Genomic DNA, 17,076 nt, shown 5'->3' with positions numbered 1-17,076 from the left:
AAAATTACACACGGCCCGATGCGCCTGTGCGAACCTCTCCGGCATGAAGTACGACGAATTCTGCCAGCGAGACCATTTCGACCAGGAAGAGGTTCTCGCTCTCGGCCACGGGACGCTGATCGAAGATCCGCCGGATGGCTTCGTCACACGCCTTCCGATCCCCCCGATGCTGATGATCGACCGCGTCACCCACATCTCCCGAAAAGGCAACAAGGGCGCGATGACGGCCGAGCGCGACGTGCGTCTCGACGATTGGTTCTTCCAATGCCATTTCCGCGGCGACCCGGTGCAACCGGGTTGCCTGGGTGTCGACGCCGTGTGGCAGATGCTCGGGATGTATTGCGCCTGGAACGGTGGAATCGGTGGGGGGCGCGCCCTCGGCGTGGGTGAGGTGGATTTCGGCGGGGAGATTCGTCCCTACAACAAGGTGGTGCGCTACGAGGTGAAGATCGTGCGCTTCGTCAGCCTGCCGGCAAGTGGCGCCAGCATCGTGATCGGGGATGCCTCGGTGCTCGTCGACGACGAGGAGATCTACACCCTGAAGCGCGCCAAGGTCGGCGTCTTCCGTGGAATCGACTACCCGGATTACCCCAAGCACTCTCCGAACTCGATCGGCGGCAAGACAACGGAATAAGTCAACAAACGGGGACGGGGTTTACAATTGACTTGTTGAAACGGGGCATTGCCCCGTTTCAACAAGTCAATTGTAAACCCCGTCCCCGTTTGTTGACTTATTCCCCGCGGGGTACTTGACGAGCGATCGATCGTTAGTTTTTATTGCCGGGTGTCCCAAATCGCCTCCCCTCTCACCGAGCCTGCCTCTGCGCCCGCGCGCAAGGGAGAGCTGACGGCGACACGCATCCTGGACGCGGCGGAGTCGTTGTTCGCCGAGAGGGGCTACGCAGGAGCCTCCCTTCGCGATGTGGCGGCTGCAGCCGGCTTGCGGATCCCGAGCCTCTACAACCATTTCGAGAGCAAGGAGCTGCTCTACGCGGCGGTCCTCGACCGCGGCGTAGACCCGGTGCTCGACATCCTGAACGGCTTTCTCGCGGCACCCGTGAATGAGCGCCCCGAACATGCCGATGTGATCAGCCAAGTCATGGCACTTCTCGAGCGCCACCCGAACCTCCCGGCCCTGCTTCTCCAGGAGACCCAGACCGGCGGACGCAGGCTCACACCCGTCCTCCGGCGTCGGTTTGCACCGCTTTTCGGCCGGGCCTTCGAGACCGTGAGGGCAGCCGATGATGCCGGCCGTTTCGAACCGGAGGAGATCCCGCTCTTCGTTCTCGCCCTCTACCACGTGATCGTCGGCTTTCACTCGATCACACCGTTCTACCGCGAGGTTTCCGGCGATGACCTCTCTACGCCGGAGTCTCGCGCCCGACAGATCCGCCTTCTCACCCGCCTGGTCGAAGCCCTATTCGACCACAAGCCCGTTCGCTCTTGAAGGAGAACCCCATGGTCGATGCCGATATCGCATACCTCGATTCCGGAAACTGGGAAGAGGAGGCCATGCTCGAGCGCATGCGCTGGCTTCGCCAGAACGAGCCCGTGCGCTGGTCCGAGAAGGATGAGCTGTGGACCGTCGCCAACTTCGACGATGTCGTCGCGGTGTCGAAGGATCAGGCGACCTTTACGTCTGGCCTCGGCGTGCGCCCCGGTAACGACGTCAAGCTCGGCCTGATCGACGAAGAGGAGCCCCGCCACGGTCAGCTGCGCGGCATGATCAACAAGGGATTCACCCCGCGGATGGTGAAGATCCTCGAGAAGACGTTCCGCGAGATCACGGACGAAGCGATCGATAGCGTAGCGGCCAAGGGCGAGTGCGAGTTCGTCACGGAAATCGCAGTTCCCCTGCCCCTCCGCCTGATCGCTGCGATGATCGGGATCCGCGACGCGGACTATGACAAATTCCACCACTGGTCGGACACCATGATTGCCGCGGACGGCAACATGGATGATCCGGTCATCACGGCCCGTGCCGGCCAGTCCTACCTCGAATACGCAACCTACGTCACGCCCATCATCGAGGATCGGCGCAAGAACCCCAAGGACGACCTTGTCAGCATCCTCACCGGCGCCAAGGATTCGGGTCTGCTGAAGAAGTACGACGAGACAGGTCCCACCACTGATGCCATCGGCGACCCGGATCTGCAGAACGACGAGCTGATCAAGCTGATGGTCATCCTGATGGTCGCGGGGAACGAGACGACCCGGAACGGGATCTCCGCCGGCATGCAGCTGCTCATCGAAAACCCCGAAGCCCGGCAGCGCCTGATCGACGACCCGTCCCTGATTCCCAATGCCGTCGAAGAAATGGTCCGCCTCGCCACGCCGGTGCGCTCCTTCGGGCGTACGGCCACCCGCGACACCGAGCTCGGCGATCAGAAGATCAAAGCCGGCCAGACGGTGCTGCTGCTCTATCCCTCGGCCAACCGGGACGAGCGCCAGTTCGACGACCCGGATCGCTTCGACATCGATCGCGCTCCCCACCACCTGGGTTTCGGCATCGGCAATCACTTCTGCCTCGGTGCCAACCTGGCCCGCATGGAGATGCGCGTGGCTATCCAGGAGATCCTGCGCCGACTGCCGGATATGGAGTACACGGCGGGAGGGCCGGTCCTCGTCCCCTCGGCCCTGGTTCGAACGTGCGCGGAAATGAAGGTCCGCTTCACACCGGAGGCCTAGCCGCGACGAGAACGCACTCCTTGATGAGTGCGGCCGGGCCTCAGCCCTCCGAGCGGAGGCGCTCGAGAAGTTGGGGATCCACCCTCGCTTTCACGGTGCGCCGATCGAGGCCGAGGCGGCGGGCCGCTTCCTCGTAGCTTCCTGTCTGGTGATAGAGCAGCGTCGCGTAACGCACGCCCAGCTCTTCCATATCCAACTCCCCCGCGGCGGTCGCGGCGGCGAGTTCCCCACGCATTCCGGCGGCAGCCCGCACCTTCGTCGCGGTGGGCGCCGCATAACTTCCGCGGATCACCACGTTGCGGATGCATTGCTCGAGCTCTCGAATGTTCCCGGGCCATGCGTAGTCGCTACCAAGCTCGGCGTGGATCCATGCCTCCACTTGCCCAGCCACTGCGTCGGCCTCGTCGCGTCCGAATAGCCGCCGTGCAATCACCAGGATCAGGTTGTGGAGATCCCCGGGATGATCCGCCAACTGATCGCGCAGGCTCGGCGTGTGGATGCGATCCGAGCAGAGCCGGTAGTAGAAATCCTGCCGAAAAGCACCACCCTGCATTTCCTCACCGGGATCCCGATTCGTGGCGGCGATGATCTTGCCTTCGAATTGGCGCTCCTGGATTTCGCCCAGGCGTTGGAAAGTGCGACTCTGCAGCACCCGCAGCAGCTTCACCTGGATCTCCGGATCGAGCTCGCCGACTTCATCCAGGAAGACCGTGCCGCCCACGCCGCAAGCCTCGAGCCAGCCCTCCCGGTCGTCCACCGCGCCGGTGAACGCTCCCTTCTTGTGGCCGAAGAGTTCCGACTCGATCAGCGTCGGTGAGAGTGCCGACAGGTTCAGTGGATGAAACCCAAGCGTGAATCCCTCAGCGAACGTCCGGGTGTCCGAATCGAAGGGGATGTAGCGGGAGAAACCGATCGCTCGGGCCACCAACTCCTTTCCTGTTCCGGATTCACCGGTGATCAGGGTCGTGAAATCGTGCATGCGGTCATGGAGCACACGCCGGTAGCGCGAGCGATCATGGCTGAAGATCGATTGCCAGACCGATGCCCGAAGCTTCGCTGCCGGGAGCGAGGCGCCGAAAATCTGACGAAACACGTGGTGGAATGCGCGGCGGGTCTGGTAGCCGTAGGCGAACAAGAAGGCCGCGTCCCGGCGAGCTCCGCTCCCGAGGCCCGTTGGTTCGAAGTAGCCCGCGACATCTACCGCAAAGCGATCGTAGGCAGGCACCTTGCGGGGGCGCCCGTCTGCGTCCCGCTCCATCGCCTCGAACCAGATCGGCGCATACTCCGCGTACAAGGCATAGAGAACCAGATCTTCGTAGAGTGCAAGCTCCTCATCGCTGGCCGGCTCACCCCGGGAGAGCCGATCCCGCAGAGTCGGGAGAAGCTGTCGCACGGCGTCGTCGATTGGCGCCAGGTTCGCATTCAGACCGCCGAGTTCCGTGTCCACATTCCAGACTTCTCGCGTGGCGACGAAGCGCCCCCCGAGCACATCCTTCTCGATCGCGATCCGCTCGGGCAGGAACGGATTCACGTGGGTCAGGCGCGACATCGCATCGGCGATGGCACGTTCCTTGCCTCTCATGAGCGTCATTCGGTGCTCCGATGTTCTGGGACGCGCGGAGACGGGACGCACCGCGGATCTGTACAGTGCATGTACAGTAAGGAGCATCGGATGAATAGTCTTCCCGCTGAAGCCCCGGCCGAGCGGGGCCGAAGCGCCGGATTCGTTGCCTGGCTTTGCAAGGCGCTGATGGGCGTCTTCTTCCGCGAGGTGGAAGTCATGGGGCGGGAAAGGCTCCCCCGTGGCGTCCCCCTCCTGCTCGTCGCGAATCACCACAACAGCCTTGTCGACCCGGCTTTGCTCCTCGCCCACCTGGACGTAGACCCGCGGTTCCTGGCCAAGAGCACTCTCTGGCACATCCCGGTGATGCGCCGGCTCCTGGATCTGGCCAGCGTGATCCCGGTGTATCGCCGCCAGGACGAGGGCGCCGATACCTCACGAAACCAGGAGACCTTTGCGCGTTGCCACGAAGAACTGGCAGCGGGCGGTGCAATTGCGCTCTTTCCAGAAGGCATCAGCCACGACGCCCCCCACCTTGCAGAACTCAAGACCGGCGCGGCGCGGATCGCGCTCGAGGCCGAGGAACGATTTGGCCCGCTCGGCACCTGGATCATTCCCGTAGGTCTGACGTTCGAAGAGAAGGGCACGTTTCGATCGCGGGCCTTGATTCGCATCGGAACGCCAATCGATGTCAGTGCGTGGCAAGCCGATCAGGCGCGTACGCTCACGGACGCGATCCGTGAAGGGCTGGCCGAGGTCACCCTCAACTATCCCTCGGCGGAAGACGTCCGCGCCGTCGAGACCGCGGGGGATCTCATGGCCGGCAAGAAGTTGGAACTCCCGTCGCGCATGGCTCTCGACGAAGCCTTCGCCGTGCGTCGGGATTTCATCGCGGCCGGCGAACGATTGCGGGAGCTCTTCCCGGAGCGAATGCGGGCACTCCAGGCCCGGCTCGAGAAATACGCCGAAGACCTGCACCGGATTGGCGTGCGCGACGACCAGATCGCCGCTCGCTATCGCAAGCGGGACATCGGACTCTACGTCCTGGGCAGCGCATCCCTGATGCTCTTCTGGTTGCCGATGGCCCTCGTTGGCACGCTGATCCATTTCGTTCCGTACCGACTCTGCGGTGTCGTCGCGCGGTTCATGAAGACCGAAGACCTGCCCGCCACCATGAAACTCTTCAGCAGCTTCTTCCTCTTCCCCATCACCTGGGCCCTCGTCGCCGCTGCGGTCTGGGGCGCAGCCGGACCCTGGTGGGCATTCTTCTCCCTCATCGTGACGCCGGTGACCGGTTTCTTCGCAATGCTCTTTCACGAGCGCCACGAATTTTTCTGGAGCGAAGTCGACGCCTACCTCTCCCTGAAGCTCAGGCACCGTAGTGCGAGACAGCTCCGAGAAGAGCGGGAGGCGCTACGCGCGGAGCTTCACGGCCTTGCGGATCTGGACCCGAAGAAAACCGACCCGACACACAGGTAGTGGCATGCCGGCGTTGGGATTCCGGCTCCCGATCGAAATGCCGCGCCCTACTCCGAAGTTTCGATCTTCGCGTAGGCTGCGAGCGCGTTCTCCGCCGACGCCTCGATGACCCCCGGTTCGAGAACCACGGCCTCCAGCCAGTCGGGCCGATCCATGCAGGCGACTGAAACGGGATGGTCGAGGCCCGAAAGCTGGGCCGCCTGACGCGCAAACGCCGTGGCGTAATCCGGCGGCCGAACGTCTCGGGCAAGCTCCGCCAGGGCGAATGGATCCGGGGGCGCCACACCCTCCGGATCCGGAAAGACCACCGACGAGGAACCGGGCTCGCGGCCGCCGCCCGCCAGACCCAGGCCGTCACAAAGCACGATCCCACGCACCTGTTTGGGCCGGGCCCCGGCAAGGAGTAGCGCGATGTACGCTCCCAGACCGCGGCCCAACAATGTGCCCTGGCCCAGATGGTCGAGGACCGTCGCCGCATCACCCATCAGGACTTCAGCGGTATAGCCACCGCCCGCCGGAATGCTGCTCTCTCCGTGACCCGTGAAATCGAGAGCGTGGATCGAGCCAGGCCAGCCTCGAGCCTCTGTCGGCACCTCTCCGGGCGAACGCTCACCGAGCCCGTGAAGCAACAGCAGCGGCGGGCCGGCCTCGCTGCGAAGGGTGTGAAGGGCCAGCTCGACGTGGACATGAGGTAGACGCTTCACCGTCACGAGAGGTACTCGAGTACGGCCGCGGCCACACGTTCTGGTTGCTCGATGTGAATGAAGTGGCCCGTATCTTCGAACTTCACGAGTTCGGCATTTCGCGGCAAGAAGGGCAACGCTCCTTCGGGCGTCGTGCCCCAACCCATCGGTTCTTCTTTCAGGCCCAGGATGGCCAGCATGGGGACGGGCATCGCCACCATGCGGCGCAGGGACCAGACCGCACGCCAAGGGCCGAAGCCACCGGGGCGAAGCACGGGATCGATCTTCCAGCGCCAGCCGTCGTCGTCACGTCGTGCACCGACGGTGACCAGATAGCGCAGCCATTCGATGGAGAGCCGCGGGTTCATCTTCTGGCGCCGCCGGGCGAGGCCATCGATCGAATCCGCGCGGCGAACCTTGGTGCCCGCCCGCCCGCGGTGATCCAGCCAGGTCGCAAGCTCGGTGGCGAGCAGCTTGGTGCGATCGTGGTCCGCCACATCCGGCGGGTTCATCTGGGACGGAATCCCGTCGATGTTCACGAAGCGGCTGATCCGATGGGGAACCGCCTGGATCAGGTGGATGGCGATACCACCGCCCTTGGAGTGGCCGAGCAGCGGAATCGGATCCGGCCCGATCGAATCGAGCACCGCCAGCATGTCACGCACATCGGCATCCCAGCTATAGAGCGCGGCATGGGGCGAATCTCCGTGGCCGCGCTGATCCCAGCAGACGACGCGGTAGCCCGCGTCGGCGAGCAGAGGCGCAAACCGATCATAGGTGCCGGAGAAATCGAAGCCGCCGTGAGCGAACAGGATCGGCTGACCTGTAGGTGCGCCCCACTCAAAGACGGCCAGCTCCAAGCCGTGGCTCACGACCGTCCGCCGGCGATCCGGCCGGCGAGCTCCGGGATAGGTCCGGGCAGCGCTGAAAGCCTCGTCAGCCTCCGGGTCGGAGGCTTTCTCGGCCGGCGAGGCAGGCCGGCGGGCAGCTTCGTTCACGATGGGTCTCTCCACGGCGCGAGCGCAGGGTAACCGCCACGTCCCAGGCTTCCAGGCTGCAGACCTCCGGGCCCAGCAAGCAGGCTCGTGTCGGGGCACCAGACAGCCGAAACCAATGAGGCCATGGAACGCCTCCTCGATCTTCCGCCTCGAACCGTAGCCGGCGAGCTGCGGGAGCTTGGTGGCGGATTCGCCTCGTGGATACGCCAGGGATCCAACCTGGAGGCCTCGCACGACTCGTTGCTGGAGATCTCCGACTTCCTGGAGGAGGGGGTAGGAGGCGCTCGCGGCCACGAAGCGGTGTTCCTGGCGGTCGGACCCGAGACCGGCGCGCTCTTCGGCGCGTTCCTCCACGCGACCTCCCGCGGTCAGGCCCAGGGTGGCCTTCGGCGTTGGCGCTATCCGGATCTCGCGACGTTCCTGAGCGACGGCTTGCGCCTCTCCTGGGGCATGTCACGCAAGAATGCTCTGGCAGGCCTCTGGTGGGGCGGAGGCAAGGGCCTCATTGCAGGCCCCGAGAATCCGGACGACGCGACGCGCAGGCTCCTCTACCAGGAGTACGGCGATTTCGTGAGCTCACTCAGCGGCTGCTACATCACGGCGGAAGATGCGGGCACGTGGCCCGAGGACATCGCCAGCGTTTTCGAGCGCACCCGTTTCGTCACCTGCATCCCCGCTAGATGCGGAGGCGCAGGAAACCCCGCGCCGTACACCGCAGCCGGCGTCGTCTGCGGAATGGAAGCCGCACTCGAAGCCCAGGATCTGGACGGTCTGGCGGGCCGACGCATCGCGATGCAGGGCCTTGGGAACGTAGGCACCGTGATGGTCGACCTCTTGTTGGCCCGCGGTGTCGGTTCGATCGTCGCCAGCGAAATCTCAGCCACACGCTGCGGAGAGCTTGCGACGCGCTGGCGCGAGGCGCCGGTGGAAGTGCGCCTCTCACGCCCGGAAGATACCGACCTGCTCCTCGAGCCCTGCGACGTCCTGGTACCGAATGCACTCGGGGGCGTGATCGGACCCGAGATCATCCCGCGGCTTCAGACGAGGATGATCTGTGGTGCGGCCAACAATCCACTGATGCGAGAGGATCGCGATGGGGCGGCACTCGCTGAGCGGGGTATCACCTACGTGCCCGATTTCGTGGTCAATCGGATGGGTATCGTCGCCGTCGCCAACGAGCAGTACGGCCGGCTGGAGAAGGATCCGGCTGTCGCGCGGCACCTCGACCCGGCCTGGGAAGACGGGATCCCGGCCGTCACACGGCGCCTGCTCGAACTCTCCCGAGACGCCGGCATCCCTCCGGTAGAAGCCGCCAACCGGCTGGCCGAGAGCCGCTGGTTGCGTTGGTTGGTGGGATGAAGTCTGCGGGCGGTGGAGCCTCGATTTCGGTGCGCTTTGAATCCTTGGGCAGGGTCAGGGCGATGCTCCGGGCGTGGAGCTGCACGCGGCCGGCTGCGTGGGGAGCGCTGGCTTCATAGGCGGGGCCGTAGAGATCGTCTCCCACGACGGGATGCCCGAGAGAGGAGAGGTGGACACGGATCTGATGGGTCCGACCGCTGATCGGCCTTGCTTCCAGGAGCGCTCGACCGTCCACCTCTTCGCGGAGGCCCACCCGTGTCTCGCTCCAGCGCCCTTCATCGCCCGGCCAGGCACCGAGGGCGAAACACGGGCGCCGGGTGTTGGGTGCGCGCTGCATCCAGCCGGCAATCCTGCAGCCCCGCCAGGCCGGCGGAGGTGAGACCCAGGCGAGGTAGCGCTTGTGCACGCGGCGAAGCTCGAGTGAACGTTGGAGATGACTCGCCGCCGCGCTGGTGCGGGCGAACACGGCAACGCCACTCGTCTGGCGATCGAGCCGATGCACGGCACCTAGCGTCGGGCAGTCGAGAAGCTGGCGAAGCGCCCCCTCGAGGGAGTGCCTCACAGAAGCGCGGGTCCGCTGCATCGGAAGCCATGCCGGCTTGTTCACCGCGACCAGGCCGGAAGCATCGAGCAACACCGCGTCTGCCCCGACACCCGGAACCTCGGGCTCGCGCTCGAAACCCCAACCGACCACGCGGGTCCCGGCCGCCAGCTCCGTGGGTGGCCGATCCGGGTCGAGGGGCTGTCGATCGAATTGGAGGCCTCCGTGCCAGAGCACGCGATCGAAGGCGGCGGGGCCCGGAACCCATCGCGACCGGGCCTCGCTGACGAAAGCAGACCAGGCGCAGGTCCCGTCCAGCCTCCACTCCTGACGATGCAGCAGCGGATCCGCGCGTTCAGCCTCGGGAGATCGGAGGCTGGCCACGTCTGGATGCCAGGCCCTTGAAGCCGGGCCTAACGAATCGGAGCTGCGTCGTCGGCCAGGCGAGTGATGATCGCCGCCGATTCCGGCGTTGCCTGCCCGCCCACGACGAGACAAGGTGCGGTCTCTGCGCCGGAGGCAGCCTTGAGCGCCTCGAGAGCCGTCGCATCCTTGCTGACATTGCGCACTTCGACGCTGCCGAGATGCAAGTTGTCCATCGCCACGCGAACCGCACGGGAGGAGCCACACGCATCCTTCAGATAGACGACAGCGCCGGGTGTACCGGCTGCAGCCGCGAAGTCTTCACGGCTGCCGTCGAAACCGCCGTCGACCCCCTCGGCCAGGGAAACGAGCTCACCGATATCTCGCTTGCCAGCCGGACCCACCGAAGAGGCATGACGGACCACGCCGCCCGCGTCGATCAGGACCGTCGCTCGGTCGGTAATGCCCGGCCCGTCGAGATACAGGCCGTAGGCACTCGCCATGGCACCCTTGGGCTGGAAATCCGCGAGCAAGGGGAAGGAGATACCACCCAGATCGCGAGCCCAATTGGCGTGGCAATAGTGGCTATCGATACTGACACCCAGGACCTGGGTGTGGGCCGCCTGAAACTCGTTGAGCTGCGCTTCCAGCGCAGGCACTTCTTCGCTTCAGGTGGGCGTCCAGTCGAGAGGGTAGAAGACCAGCAGGACGTGCCTGCGGCCCGCGAAATCCGAGAGGGAGACGTCCCGCCCGAACTGGTCCTTGAGCGTGAAATCCGGAGCCCGGTCACCTTCGTTGATCATCGACCGGTTATAGGCAGCCCCGCGCCCGATGGCCACCCGGCTGAGCGGATTCCGGTCACACGCCCTTGAAGGCGACCTCCAGCAACGCCGCCTGCTCGGCCCGATGGATTCGCCCCGAGCCTGTGGCCGGGCTCGCGTGGTCCACGCGTCCGGCGTAGCCCAGTTTGGCGAGCGTGAGCAACTGGCCCTGGAGTCGCTCGCGGACGAACGTCCACGGCCCCATGTTGGCCGGCTCCTCCTGGACCCAGAACACACCTTCGGCCTCGGCGTAGCGCTCCATGATCTGCTGGATCCGCGCTTCGGGCCAAGGGTAGAGCTCTTCCAGTCGAACGATCGCCACGTCGCCGGCCGCGTCCCCCGCGGCCACGCCGTCACGTTTCTCGCGATGGGCCAGAAGGTCGTAGTAGACCTTGCCGCTGCAGAAGAGCACGCGACGCACCAACGAGGGATCCAGGATGCTCGAATCGTCGATCACCGGCTGGAAACCGCGGTTCACGAAATCCGCCACGTGAGAGGTCGCTCGAGGAGCGCGAAGCAGGCTTTTCGGAGTGAAGACCACGAGCGGTGCGCGATAGGCCCGCCGCATCTGCCGACGCAGCACGTGGAAATACTGCGCAGGCGTGGTGCAGTTGACGACCTGGTAGTTGTCTTCGGCACAGAGCTGCAAGAAGCGCTCGATCCGAGCACTGGAATGCTCCGGCCCCTGCCCCTCGTAGCCGTGGGGCAGCAGCATCACGAGCCCACTCATGCGTTGCCATTTGACGTGAGCGCAAGTGATGAACTGGTCGATGATCACCTGGGCGCCATTCGCGAAATCGCCGAACTGGGCCTCCCAGAGCGTAAGCGTCGTTGGATCGGCCAGGCTGTAGCCGTACTCGAAGCCCAGCACCGCAGCCTCGGAAAGGTGGCTATCGAAGACCTCGAAGCGGGCCTGGGTCTCGGAGAGATGATCGAGGGGTGCGTACTCGTTTCCCGTTTGCTGATGAACCAGCACGGCATGTCGGTGGCTGAACGTCCCCCGCGAGCAATCCTGCCCCGAGAGACGAACCGGCGTGCCTTCGACGAGCAGGCTGCCGAAGGCGAGCGCCTCGCCGGTGGCCCAATCGATCGGTGAATCCTCGGCGATCACCTTGCGGCGCTTGTCGAGCATCGCGTTGAGCTTCTTATGCACTTCGAACTCAGCAGGAACGCTTGCCAGGCCTTCGGCGATCTGTGCAAGGCGCTCGACCGGAACCGACGTCTCGCATTCGTCGCGGGAATCCGTGCGCTCGAAACCCTGCCACGGCCCGCGAGGCTCGTAGGGCTCGTCAGGCCCGGGCGGCTTGGTCTTGATGACTTGAAGCGCCTGCTGCAACTGGTCGCCCAGATCCTCTTCGATGCGTTCCACATCGGCCTGGGAGAGCGTTCCGCCGCGAACCAGTTGCTCGGTGTAGAGCGCGCGCAGGGAATCCTTCGCGCGGATCTTCGCGTAGAGAAGCGGATTCGTGAAACTCGGCTCGTCTGCTTCGTTGTGGCCGTGGCGGCGGTAGCAGATCAGGTCGATGACCACGTCGTCACCGAAGCGCTGACGATAGGCGAAGGCCAGCTTCGTGACATACACCACGGCCTCTGGATCGTCACCGTTCACGTGGAAGATCGGGATCTGGATCATCTTCGCGACATCCGTCGCGTACAGCGTCGAGCGGGCTTCGTTCGGTGTGGTCGTAAAACCGATCTGGTTGTTCACGATCACGTGAATCGTCCCACCCACCGAGTAGCCGTCCAGATGGGAGAGGTTCAGGGTTTCCGCCACCATCCCTTGCCCAGCGAAAGCGGCATCGCCGTGCAGGAGAACCGGTACGGTTTGCTCACCCTTCTCATCGCCGCTTCGGATCTGCTTCGCCCGGGTCCGACCTTCGACAACCGGATCCACGGCTTCGAGGTGCGAAGGATTCGCGGTCAGGCTCAGGTGAACGCGTTCACCCGAGCGGGTGCGGCGATCGCTCGAAAAGCCTCTGTGGTACTTGACGTCGCCGGAACCGAACGGCGAATCGTGCTCCGCCACATCCTCGAACTCGGAGAACATGGCCTCGAGACTCTTGCCGAGGATATTGGAAAGCACATTCAACCGGCCACGGTGGGACATCCCCAGCACCAGCTCGCGAGCGCCGCGAGCGGGCGCCTCCTCGACGATCGTATCGAGCAGCGGGATCAGCGCTTCGGCCCCTTCGAGCGAGAAACGCTTCTGGCCGAGGAACTTGGTGTGGAGGAAGCGCTCGAAGAGCTCCGCCGCACAGATCTTCTCGAGGATGCGCAGACGCTCTTCGGGAAGCTGGGTGGTGTCGTTCTCATGCTCTTCCATCTGCTGAAAGAGCCACTGACGACGGCCCGGATCCTGGATGTGCGTGAACTCGACACCGATCTTGCGGCAATAGGTCGAGCGCAGACGGTCGAGAATCTGCCCAAGAGTCTGGATCGGGCCACCCGGCAGATCGCCCGCGAAGAACGATTGATCCCGGTCGTCATCGCCGAGACCGTAGTGGGCGGGATCGAGTTCCGGGAACTCGCTACGCGAATCTGCCAACGGGTTCGAATCCGCAATCCGGTGGCCGCGGGCACGATAGGCGTGAATCAGACGCAGCACGCGGGCGTGCTTCTCGGCAACCTGCGGGCTCGCAATGGGAGGGGAAAGCGCTGCCCTCGAATCGGCTTCCGTCTTGGAAACCACGGCGGGGGCCGGCGCAGGTTTCGTGGCGGCTGCCGGCTGGCGAGGGCTCTTGACGTCTCCGAAGAGTTCGGCCCAACTCGCATCGACCGAACCCGGATCGAGGGTGTACCGCTCGCGAATCTCCGCGACGATGCCTGCGTTGACACCGAAACTACCGGGGGCCGGCTTTTCGCCGCCTCCCTCGCCCGACGCCTTCTCTGGGCGGCCTTTCTGGCGGACGGCGCTCACCGCTCACCTTCCTTTTCTTGAGGGCAACCTGGCAACTGGAATCCTAGACCAGCCTGCGGAGCCCCTCGACATCTTCGCGGCATGGCCTTCCGGTCATCGGCTGGCCTAGCCCGAGCATGAAGCCCAAACAGAGAGGCGTAGCCTAGGCGCCGACCGGATGCCCCACCACAGAGACCCCGCAATGCGAGCCCGGGTTCATGAGACTTCCTGGTCCGCAACGAAGCCGCGCACGGCCTCCACGATCAGTTCCGGGCGCTCCATCGGCACCAGATGCCCGGCGTCGACCTCCTCGAGGTGCGCCGCCGGCATCATCGCGACCAGTGCCTGGTGAAAGGGCAGCGGGAAATTGCCGCCCCTGGCCCACAGCCACAGAACCGGCGTCTGGGTACGCCGCGCCAACACCCGCACATCGAGCCCGCGGCTCTGGTTGAACACCGCCGCCTCGACCTCCGGGGAACACTTGAGCTCCACATTGCCATCAGCGCGCTTGTGCAAGCCATCCAGCGTGTAGAGGTCGAGGGCTTCGGGTTGCCAGGCGGCAAAGAAATCCCGTTCCGCCCACCACTCCCGGGCTTCCTCGGCGCTTGGCCAATCTGCCCGCCGCTTCAGCGCACCCTCGACCAGGTTGTCCACGTGAACCGGACGCTCCGGAGGTTCCTGGTCCGGCGGTGGCGGGGTCACGGGATCGACGAGCACGAGCCTGCCGAAGAGACCCGGCCTGCGGGAGGCAGCCCCGAGCATCGAAGTCCCACCGAAGGAATGACCAACCCCGACGGCGATCTGGCGATCTCCCGATTCAGCGAGCAGTTGCTCGGCCACCGCGATCAGGTCGAAAGCGAACTCGTCCCAGGCGTAGACGTCCGCCGGATCTCCCGCCGGCTGCGGAGAATCGCCGTGCCCGCGGGCATCCATGGCAACCACCCGGTAGTCCGCACGCAAGCCTTCCGCGACCCTCGCCCATGTGCCCTTGCAGAAGCCGTTGGCATGGTGCAGAAGGGCGATCGGGCCCTCCCCGCCCCAATCCAGCAGCGCGATCTCGGCACCCCGATCGGGCAGAACGATGCTGCGACGCTCGGCCTGGGCAAGAAGAGAGGCTGCGATCTGCATGGGGCGGACACCTTAGCCGTACCCTTCTCGGGCCGCCGGGTCCGTTACCCTGCACCGGTGACGAGCCTGGACCCCGATCTCCGCGAGCGCATCCGGGGCCACATGGATGGCTTCGATCGTACCGCGGAGACCCTCGGTGAGCGTCGCCATGCCGCGGTGGCCCTTGCCCTGCTTCCCGATGACGAAGGGCGTGCGTGTTTCATCCTTACACGACGCGCGGCCCGGCTGCGCAATCATCCTGGCCAATGGGCCCTTCCCGGTGGCCGCCTCGACCCGGGGGAGACGCCGGAAGCCGCTGCCCTCCGCGAGCTTCACGAAGAGGTAGGCCTGGATCTCGAGCCCAGCTCCATTCTCGGCCTGCTGGACGACTACCCGACCCGAAGCGGCTTCGTCATCACCCCGGTCGTCACCTGGGCCGGTGGAGCCAGGGAACTCGTTCCCGACCCGACCGAGGTCGCCGAGATCTACCGCGTTGCCCTCGAACTCCTCGACGCCCCGGACGTACCCCGCCTTCGACGCATCCCGGAAAGCGAGCGCCCCGTCATCTCGATCCCGCTACTCGGAACCCACATCCACGCACCGACGGCGGCCATCCTCTACCAGCTCCGAGAGGTCGCCATGTGGGGACGAGGGACCCGCGTCGCCCATTTCGAGCAACCGCTCTTCGCCTGGCGTTAGTCCGCCGCCTGGCCGCTGCGACGCGCTTCCAGAATGATCCGCTGCACGATCTCGTCTTTGGCGGCGGTGTAGCCTTCCCGATCCGTCGGATACAAGGCTGCGAGCGTGGATTTTTCGGCGGCGTAGGCATCTCGCGCGGCATCATCGCCACGCAGGAAATCCCGGAACAAGAGGTAGGTCTCCCACTGAGGATCTTCCAGCGTCACGAGATGGAGGTGATGAGTGCGAACGTGAAGATCGGATTCACGCATCAGCACGTGGCCACCCTCCGCTCCTGCGTCGACCATGTATTCGTAGCCGAGCTGGCCGAGCGCCTTGAGGGCGTTCGTTACATCGCTGACTGAAGCGACACCGATCGCGATATCGAGGATTGGTTTCGCGGGTAGCCCGAGAACCGAAGTGCTGCCCACATGCTCGATCTCACAAGCCAACGACGAGAGGGCACCACGCAGCCTCGTTTCTTCATCCGAGAACTCCGTGGCCCATTCCTGGCGATGGGGAACCAGCTGGACTACGCGTTTGTCGAGTCCGAGTGCGCTCACGTCGCCCACCCGAGCGACCTACTCGTGGCCCGTCGGAAGTTCCGGGGGATCGACGAGGCTCTTGTACCAGAGCAGCTGGACCTCCTCTGGAAGGTCCGGATAGGCGAAGCGGTGGATACCATGGAGAACACAGCCCTGGCGGGCGTAGAAGCTGCACGCGGGCACGTTGTCGTTCTGGGTCTCGACCTTGAGTTGGCAGCAGCCGCGCCCCCTGGCCCATTCACACGCCGCTGCAAAGAGCGATGCCCCCACCCCTTTGCGACGGCTACCCCTTGCCACCCGAAGATCCCAGAGAACCGCGAGATCCGTGCGACCCTCCAGCATGTGCAGGCCCTTCGTATCGAAGGCGATCACCGCCCCACCGATCCGCTTCTCGGCCTCCCAAGCCGAGAGCAGCCCCCAATTGGCCAGATCGAACTGGCGACTCCACTCGGTCGGATGGCTCCCTGAAGTCGCGTCGTAGTTCTTCTGGTAGACCGGCAGGACGGCGCGCTCGGTCAACTCGAAGCCTCCGAGACCCCGATCCCGAACCCCGACATCGAGGACGCGGGTGACGTCGAACTCGATCTCGATGTGGGCATGAGCTTCGAGATGGGCCAGGCTTTCTTCCCGAATCTCCATCTCGCTCCTCTACCCGCCGTAGAACGTGCTCTCGCCCAGATCGCCGAGCGCAAGGATCGCGTCATCCGGCCTACCATCGATCTCGGCGTTGAGCCCGGCCCCGATGACCTCCCCGAGGAAGATCGAATGATCACCCTTCTCCAACGTGTCGACGAGCCTGCACTCCAGGGAAGCTGCTGCATTGGCCAGGACCGGGGCGCCGGCCTCACCGATCGTGAACGCCTCGCCTCCGATCGAGTCGCCCTCTCGCTCCAGCGGCTTGAAGAACGAAAAGGCCATGTCGTTCTGTCCCTTGCCCTAGCACGTTCAACGCGAACGCCTTGGATTCCTTGATCAGCTCGTGGGCACCCGAGCCATCCTTCACGCCAACCGCAACCAGCGGGGGTTCGAACGAAGCCTGGGTCACCCAGTTCACAGTGGATGCCGCGACGTTTCCCTTCGACTCCGCGGTGAGAACGTAGAGTCCATAGGGAATCATGCGGAGTGCGGTCTTCTTGGCCTGGGCATCCATCTGCGTTCACCTCGCGATTGGTTGGGATGACGACGGTGCGGGAGGATACTCAGGAAGGCCTGATGGGGCTAGTGATATGATTCATAAATAAAGGGCACTATTGGACTATCCACGTTACCCTCGCGGCGAACGGCCAGAGGGGCACGATGCGGGTCGCAGCCGAGATTCACCTCAGCAAGAGCCAGCGGGCGACGCTTCAGCAATGGT

Annotated in this window: 16 protein-coding genes and 1 pseudogene; 6 read left to right on the top strand and 11 right to left on the bottom strand. The window is 64.8% G+C overall.

The genetic code is table 11. The annotated features are described in order from the left end of the window. Nucleotides 1-43: 43 nt before the first annotated feature. The 3 genes from fabA (at nt 44) to GY937_26765 (ending at nt 2,688) form a co-directional block, all read left to right on the top strand. Nucleotides 44-634: a bifunctional 3-hydroxydecanoyl-ACP dehydratase/trans-2-decenoyl-ACP isomerase gene (gene fabA, locus GY937_26775; GenBank protein MCP5060319.1), complete on the top strand. Its 591-nt coding sequence runs from the start codon at nt 44-46 to the stop codon at nt 632-634. A 150-nt stretch (nt 635-784) separates the two neighbouring features. After that, complete coding sequence (locus GY937_26770) at nt 785-1,447, top strand: TetR/AcrR family transcriptional regulator (GenBank protein MCP5060318.1); 663 nt, start codon at nt 785-787, stop codon at nt 1,445-1,447. Between the two features lie 11 nt (nt 1,448-1,458). Next, on the top strand, nt 1,459-2,688 hold the full coding sequence (locus GY937_26765) for a cytochrome P450 (GenBank protein ID MCP5060317.1): 1,230 nt from the start codon (nt 1,459-1,461) through the stop codon (nt 2,686-2,688). 40 nt (nt 2,689-2,728) lie between these two features. Here the strand turns inward: GY937_26765 and GY937_26760 are convergent, their stop codons facing one another. Continuing rightward, nucleotides 2,729-4,279 (bottom strand): sigma-54-dependent Fis family transcriptional regulator, encoded by a 1,551-nt coding sequence (locus GY937_26760; protein ID MCP5060316.1) that lies wholly within the window; start codon nt 4,277-4,279, stop codon nt 2,729-2,731. Nucleotides 4,280-4,360: 81 nt separating this feature from the next. Between GY937_26760 and GY937_26755 the strand changes: the two genes are divergently transcribed. Further along, nucleotides 4,361-5,728 (top strand): hypothetical protein, encoded by a 1,368-nt coding sequence (locus GY937_26755; protein MCP5060315.1) that lies wholly within the window; start codon nt 4,361-4,363, stop codon nt 5,726-5,728. 47 nt (nt 5,729-5,775) lie between these two features. Here GY937_26755 and GY937_26750 read toward each other — a convergent pair whose 3' ends face one another. Then, complete coding sequence (locus GY937_26750; protein MCP5060314.1) at nt 5,776-6,438, bottom strand: alpha/beta fold hydrolase; 663 nt, start codon at nt 6,436-6,438, stop codon at nt 5,776-5,778. Beyond that, entirely contained in the window at nt 6,435-7,409 is a 975-nt protein-coding gene (locus GY937_26745; protein MCP5060313.1) for an alpha/beta hydrolase, read from the bottom strand. Before GY937_26745 ends, GY937_26750 begins: the two co-directional genes overlap by 4 nt. A 123-nt stretch (nt 7,410-7,532) precedes the next feature. Between GY937_26745 and GY937_26740 the strand changes: the two genes are divergently transcribed. Beyond that, nucleotides 7,533-8,768, top strand: a complete 1,236-nt coding sequence (locus tag GY937_26740) for a Glu/Leu/Phe/Val dehydrogenase (protein ID MCP5060312.1) — start codon at nt 7,533-7,535, stop codon at nt 8,766-8,768. Here the strand turns inward: GY937_26740 and GY937_26735 are convergent. The 5 genes from GY937_26735 to GY937_26715 form a co-directional block, all read right to left on the bottom strand. Further along, the gene (locus GY937_26735) at nt 8,665-9,693 is read right to left on the bottom strand and encodes an RNA pseudouridine synthase (GenBank protein MCP5060311.1); all 1,029 of its coding nucleotides are present in this window, start codon (nt 9,691-9,693) and stop codon (nt 8,665-8,667) included. The genes GY937_26740 and GY937_26735 overlap by 104 nt on opposite strands. Before the next feature lie 29 nt (nt 9,694-9,722). Beyond that, the gene (locus GY937_26730) at nt 9,723-10,331 is read right to left on the bottom strand and encodes a redoxin domain-containing protein (GenBank protein MCP5060310.1); all 609 of its coding nucleotides are present in this window, start codon (nt 10,329-10,331) and stop codon (nt 9,723-9,725) included. Nucleotides 10,332-10,340: 9 nt separating this feature from the next. Beyond that, nucleotides 10,341-10,475, bottom strand: coding sequence for a redoxin domain-containing protein (locus GY937_26725; GenBank protein ID MCP5060309.1), 135 nt, complete (start codon nt 10,473-10,475; stop codon nt 10,341-10,343). Between the two features lie 55 nt (nt 10,476-10,530). Beyond that, nucleotides 10,531-13,410: a 2-oxoglutarate dehydrogenase E1 component gene (locus GY937_26720; protein ID MCP5060308.1), complete on the bottom strand. Its 2,880-nt coding sequence runs from the start codon at nt 13,408-13,410 to the stop codon at nt 10,531-10,533. 195 nt (nt 13,411-13,605) lie between these two features. After that, complete coding sequence (locus GY937_26715) at nt 13,606-14,517, bottom strand: alpha/beta hydrolase (protein MCP5060307.1); 912 nt, start codon at nt 14,515-14,517, stop codon at nt 13,606-13,608. Here GY937_26715 and GY937_26710 point away from each other — a divergent pair. After that, nucleotides 14,395-15,195 (top strand): CoA pyrophosphatase, encoded by an 801-nt coding sequence (locus GY937_26710; GenBank protein ID MCP5060306.1) that lies wholly within the window; start codon nt 14,395-14,397, stop codon nt 15,193-15,195. The genes GY937_26715 and GY937_26710 overlap by 123 nt on opposite strands. Here GY937_26710 and GY937_26705 read toward each other — a convergent pair. From GY937_26705 to GY937_26695, 3 genes and pseudogenes are all read right to left on the bottom strand, one after another. Next, nucleotides 15,192-15,737: a GrpB family protein gene (locus GY937_26705; protein ID MCP5060305.1), complete on the bottom strand. Its 546-nt coding sequence runs from the start codon at nt 15,735-15,737 to the stop codon at nt 15,192-15,194. The genes GY937_26710 and GY937_26705 overlap by 4 nt on opposite strands. A gap of 18 nt (nt 15,738-15,755) precedes the next feature. Beyond that, nucleotides 15,756-16,358, bottom strand: a complete 603-nt coding sequence (locus tag GY937_26700; protein ID MCP5060304.1) for a GNAT family N-acetyltransferase — start codon at nt 16,356-16,358, stop codon at nt 15,756-15,758. 9 nt (nt 16,359-16,367) lie between these two features. Then, a pseudogene (locus GY937_26695) lies at nt 16,368-16,869 on the bottom strand (flavin reductase family protein). Nucleotides 16,870-17,076 lie beyond the last annotated feature (207 nt).

Source organism: bacterium (assembly GCA_024228115.1).
Taxonomy (GTDB): domain Bacteria; phylum Myxococcota_A; class UBA9160; order UBA9160; family UBA6930.
The sequence above is the reverse complement of the archived record's forward strand: the minus strand, read 5'-3'. Positions and strand labels throughout refer to the sequence as shown.

Bases quoted from the DNA above. Each gene is read 5' to 3' on its own strand.
- fabA (MCP5060319.1), top strand. From the start codon at position 44: ATGAAGTACGACGAATTCTGCCAGCGAGACCATTTCGACCAGGAAGAG.
- GY937_26765 (MCP5060317.1), top strand. From the start codon at position 1,459: ATGGTCGATGCCGATATCGCATACCTCGATTCCGGAAACTGGGAAGAG.
- GY937_26760 (MCP5060316.1), bottom strand. From the start codon at position 4,279: ATGACGCTCATGAGAGGCAAGGAACGTGCCATCGCCGATGCGATGTCG.
- GY937_26755 (MCP5060315.1), top strand. From the start codon at position 4,361: ATGAATAGTCTTCCCGCTGAAGCCCCGGCCGAGCGGGGCCGAAGCGCC.
- GY937_26740 (MCP5060312.1), top strand. From the start codon at position 7,533: ATGGAACGCCTCCTCGATCTTCCGCCTCGAACCGTAGCCGGCGAGCTG.
- GY937_26725 (MCP5060309.1), bottom strand. From the start codon at position 10,475: ATGATCAACGAAGGTGACCGGGCTCCGGATTTCACGCTCAAGGACCAG.
- GY937_26710 (MCP5060306.1), top strand. From the start codon at position 14,395: ATGGTGCAGAAGGGCGATCGGGCCCTCCCCGCCCCAATCCAGCAGCGC.
- GY937_26715 (MCP5060307.1), bottom strand. From the start codon at position 14,517: ATGCAGATCGCAGCCTCTCTTCTTGCCCAGGCCGAGCGTCGCAGCATC.
- GY937_26700 (MCP5060304.1), bottom strand. From the start codon at position 16,358: ATGGAGATTCGGGAAGAAAGCCTGGCCCATCTCGAAGCTCATGCCCAC.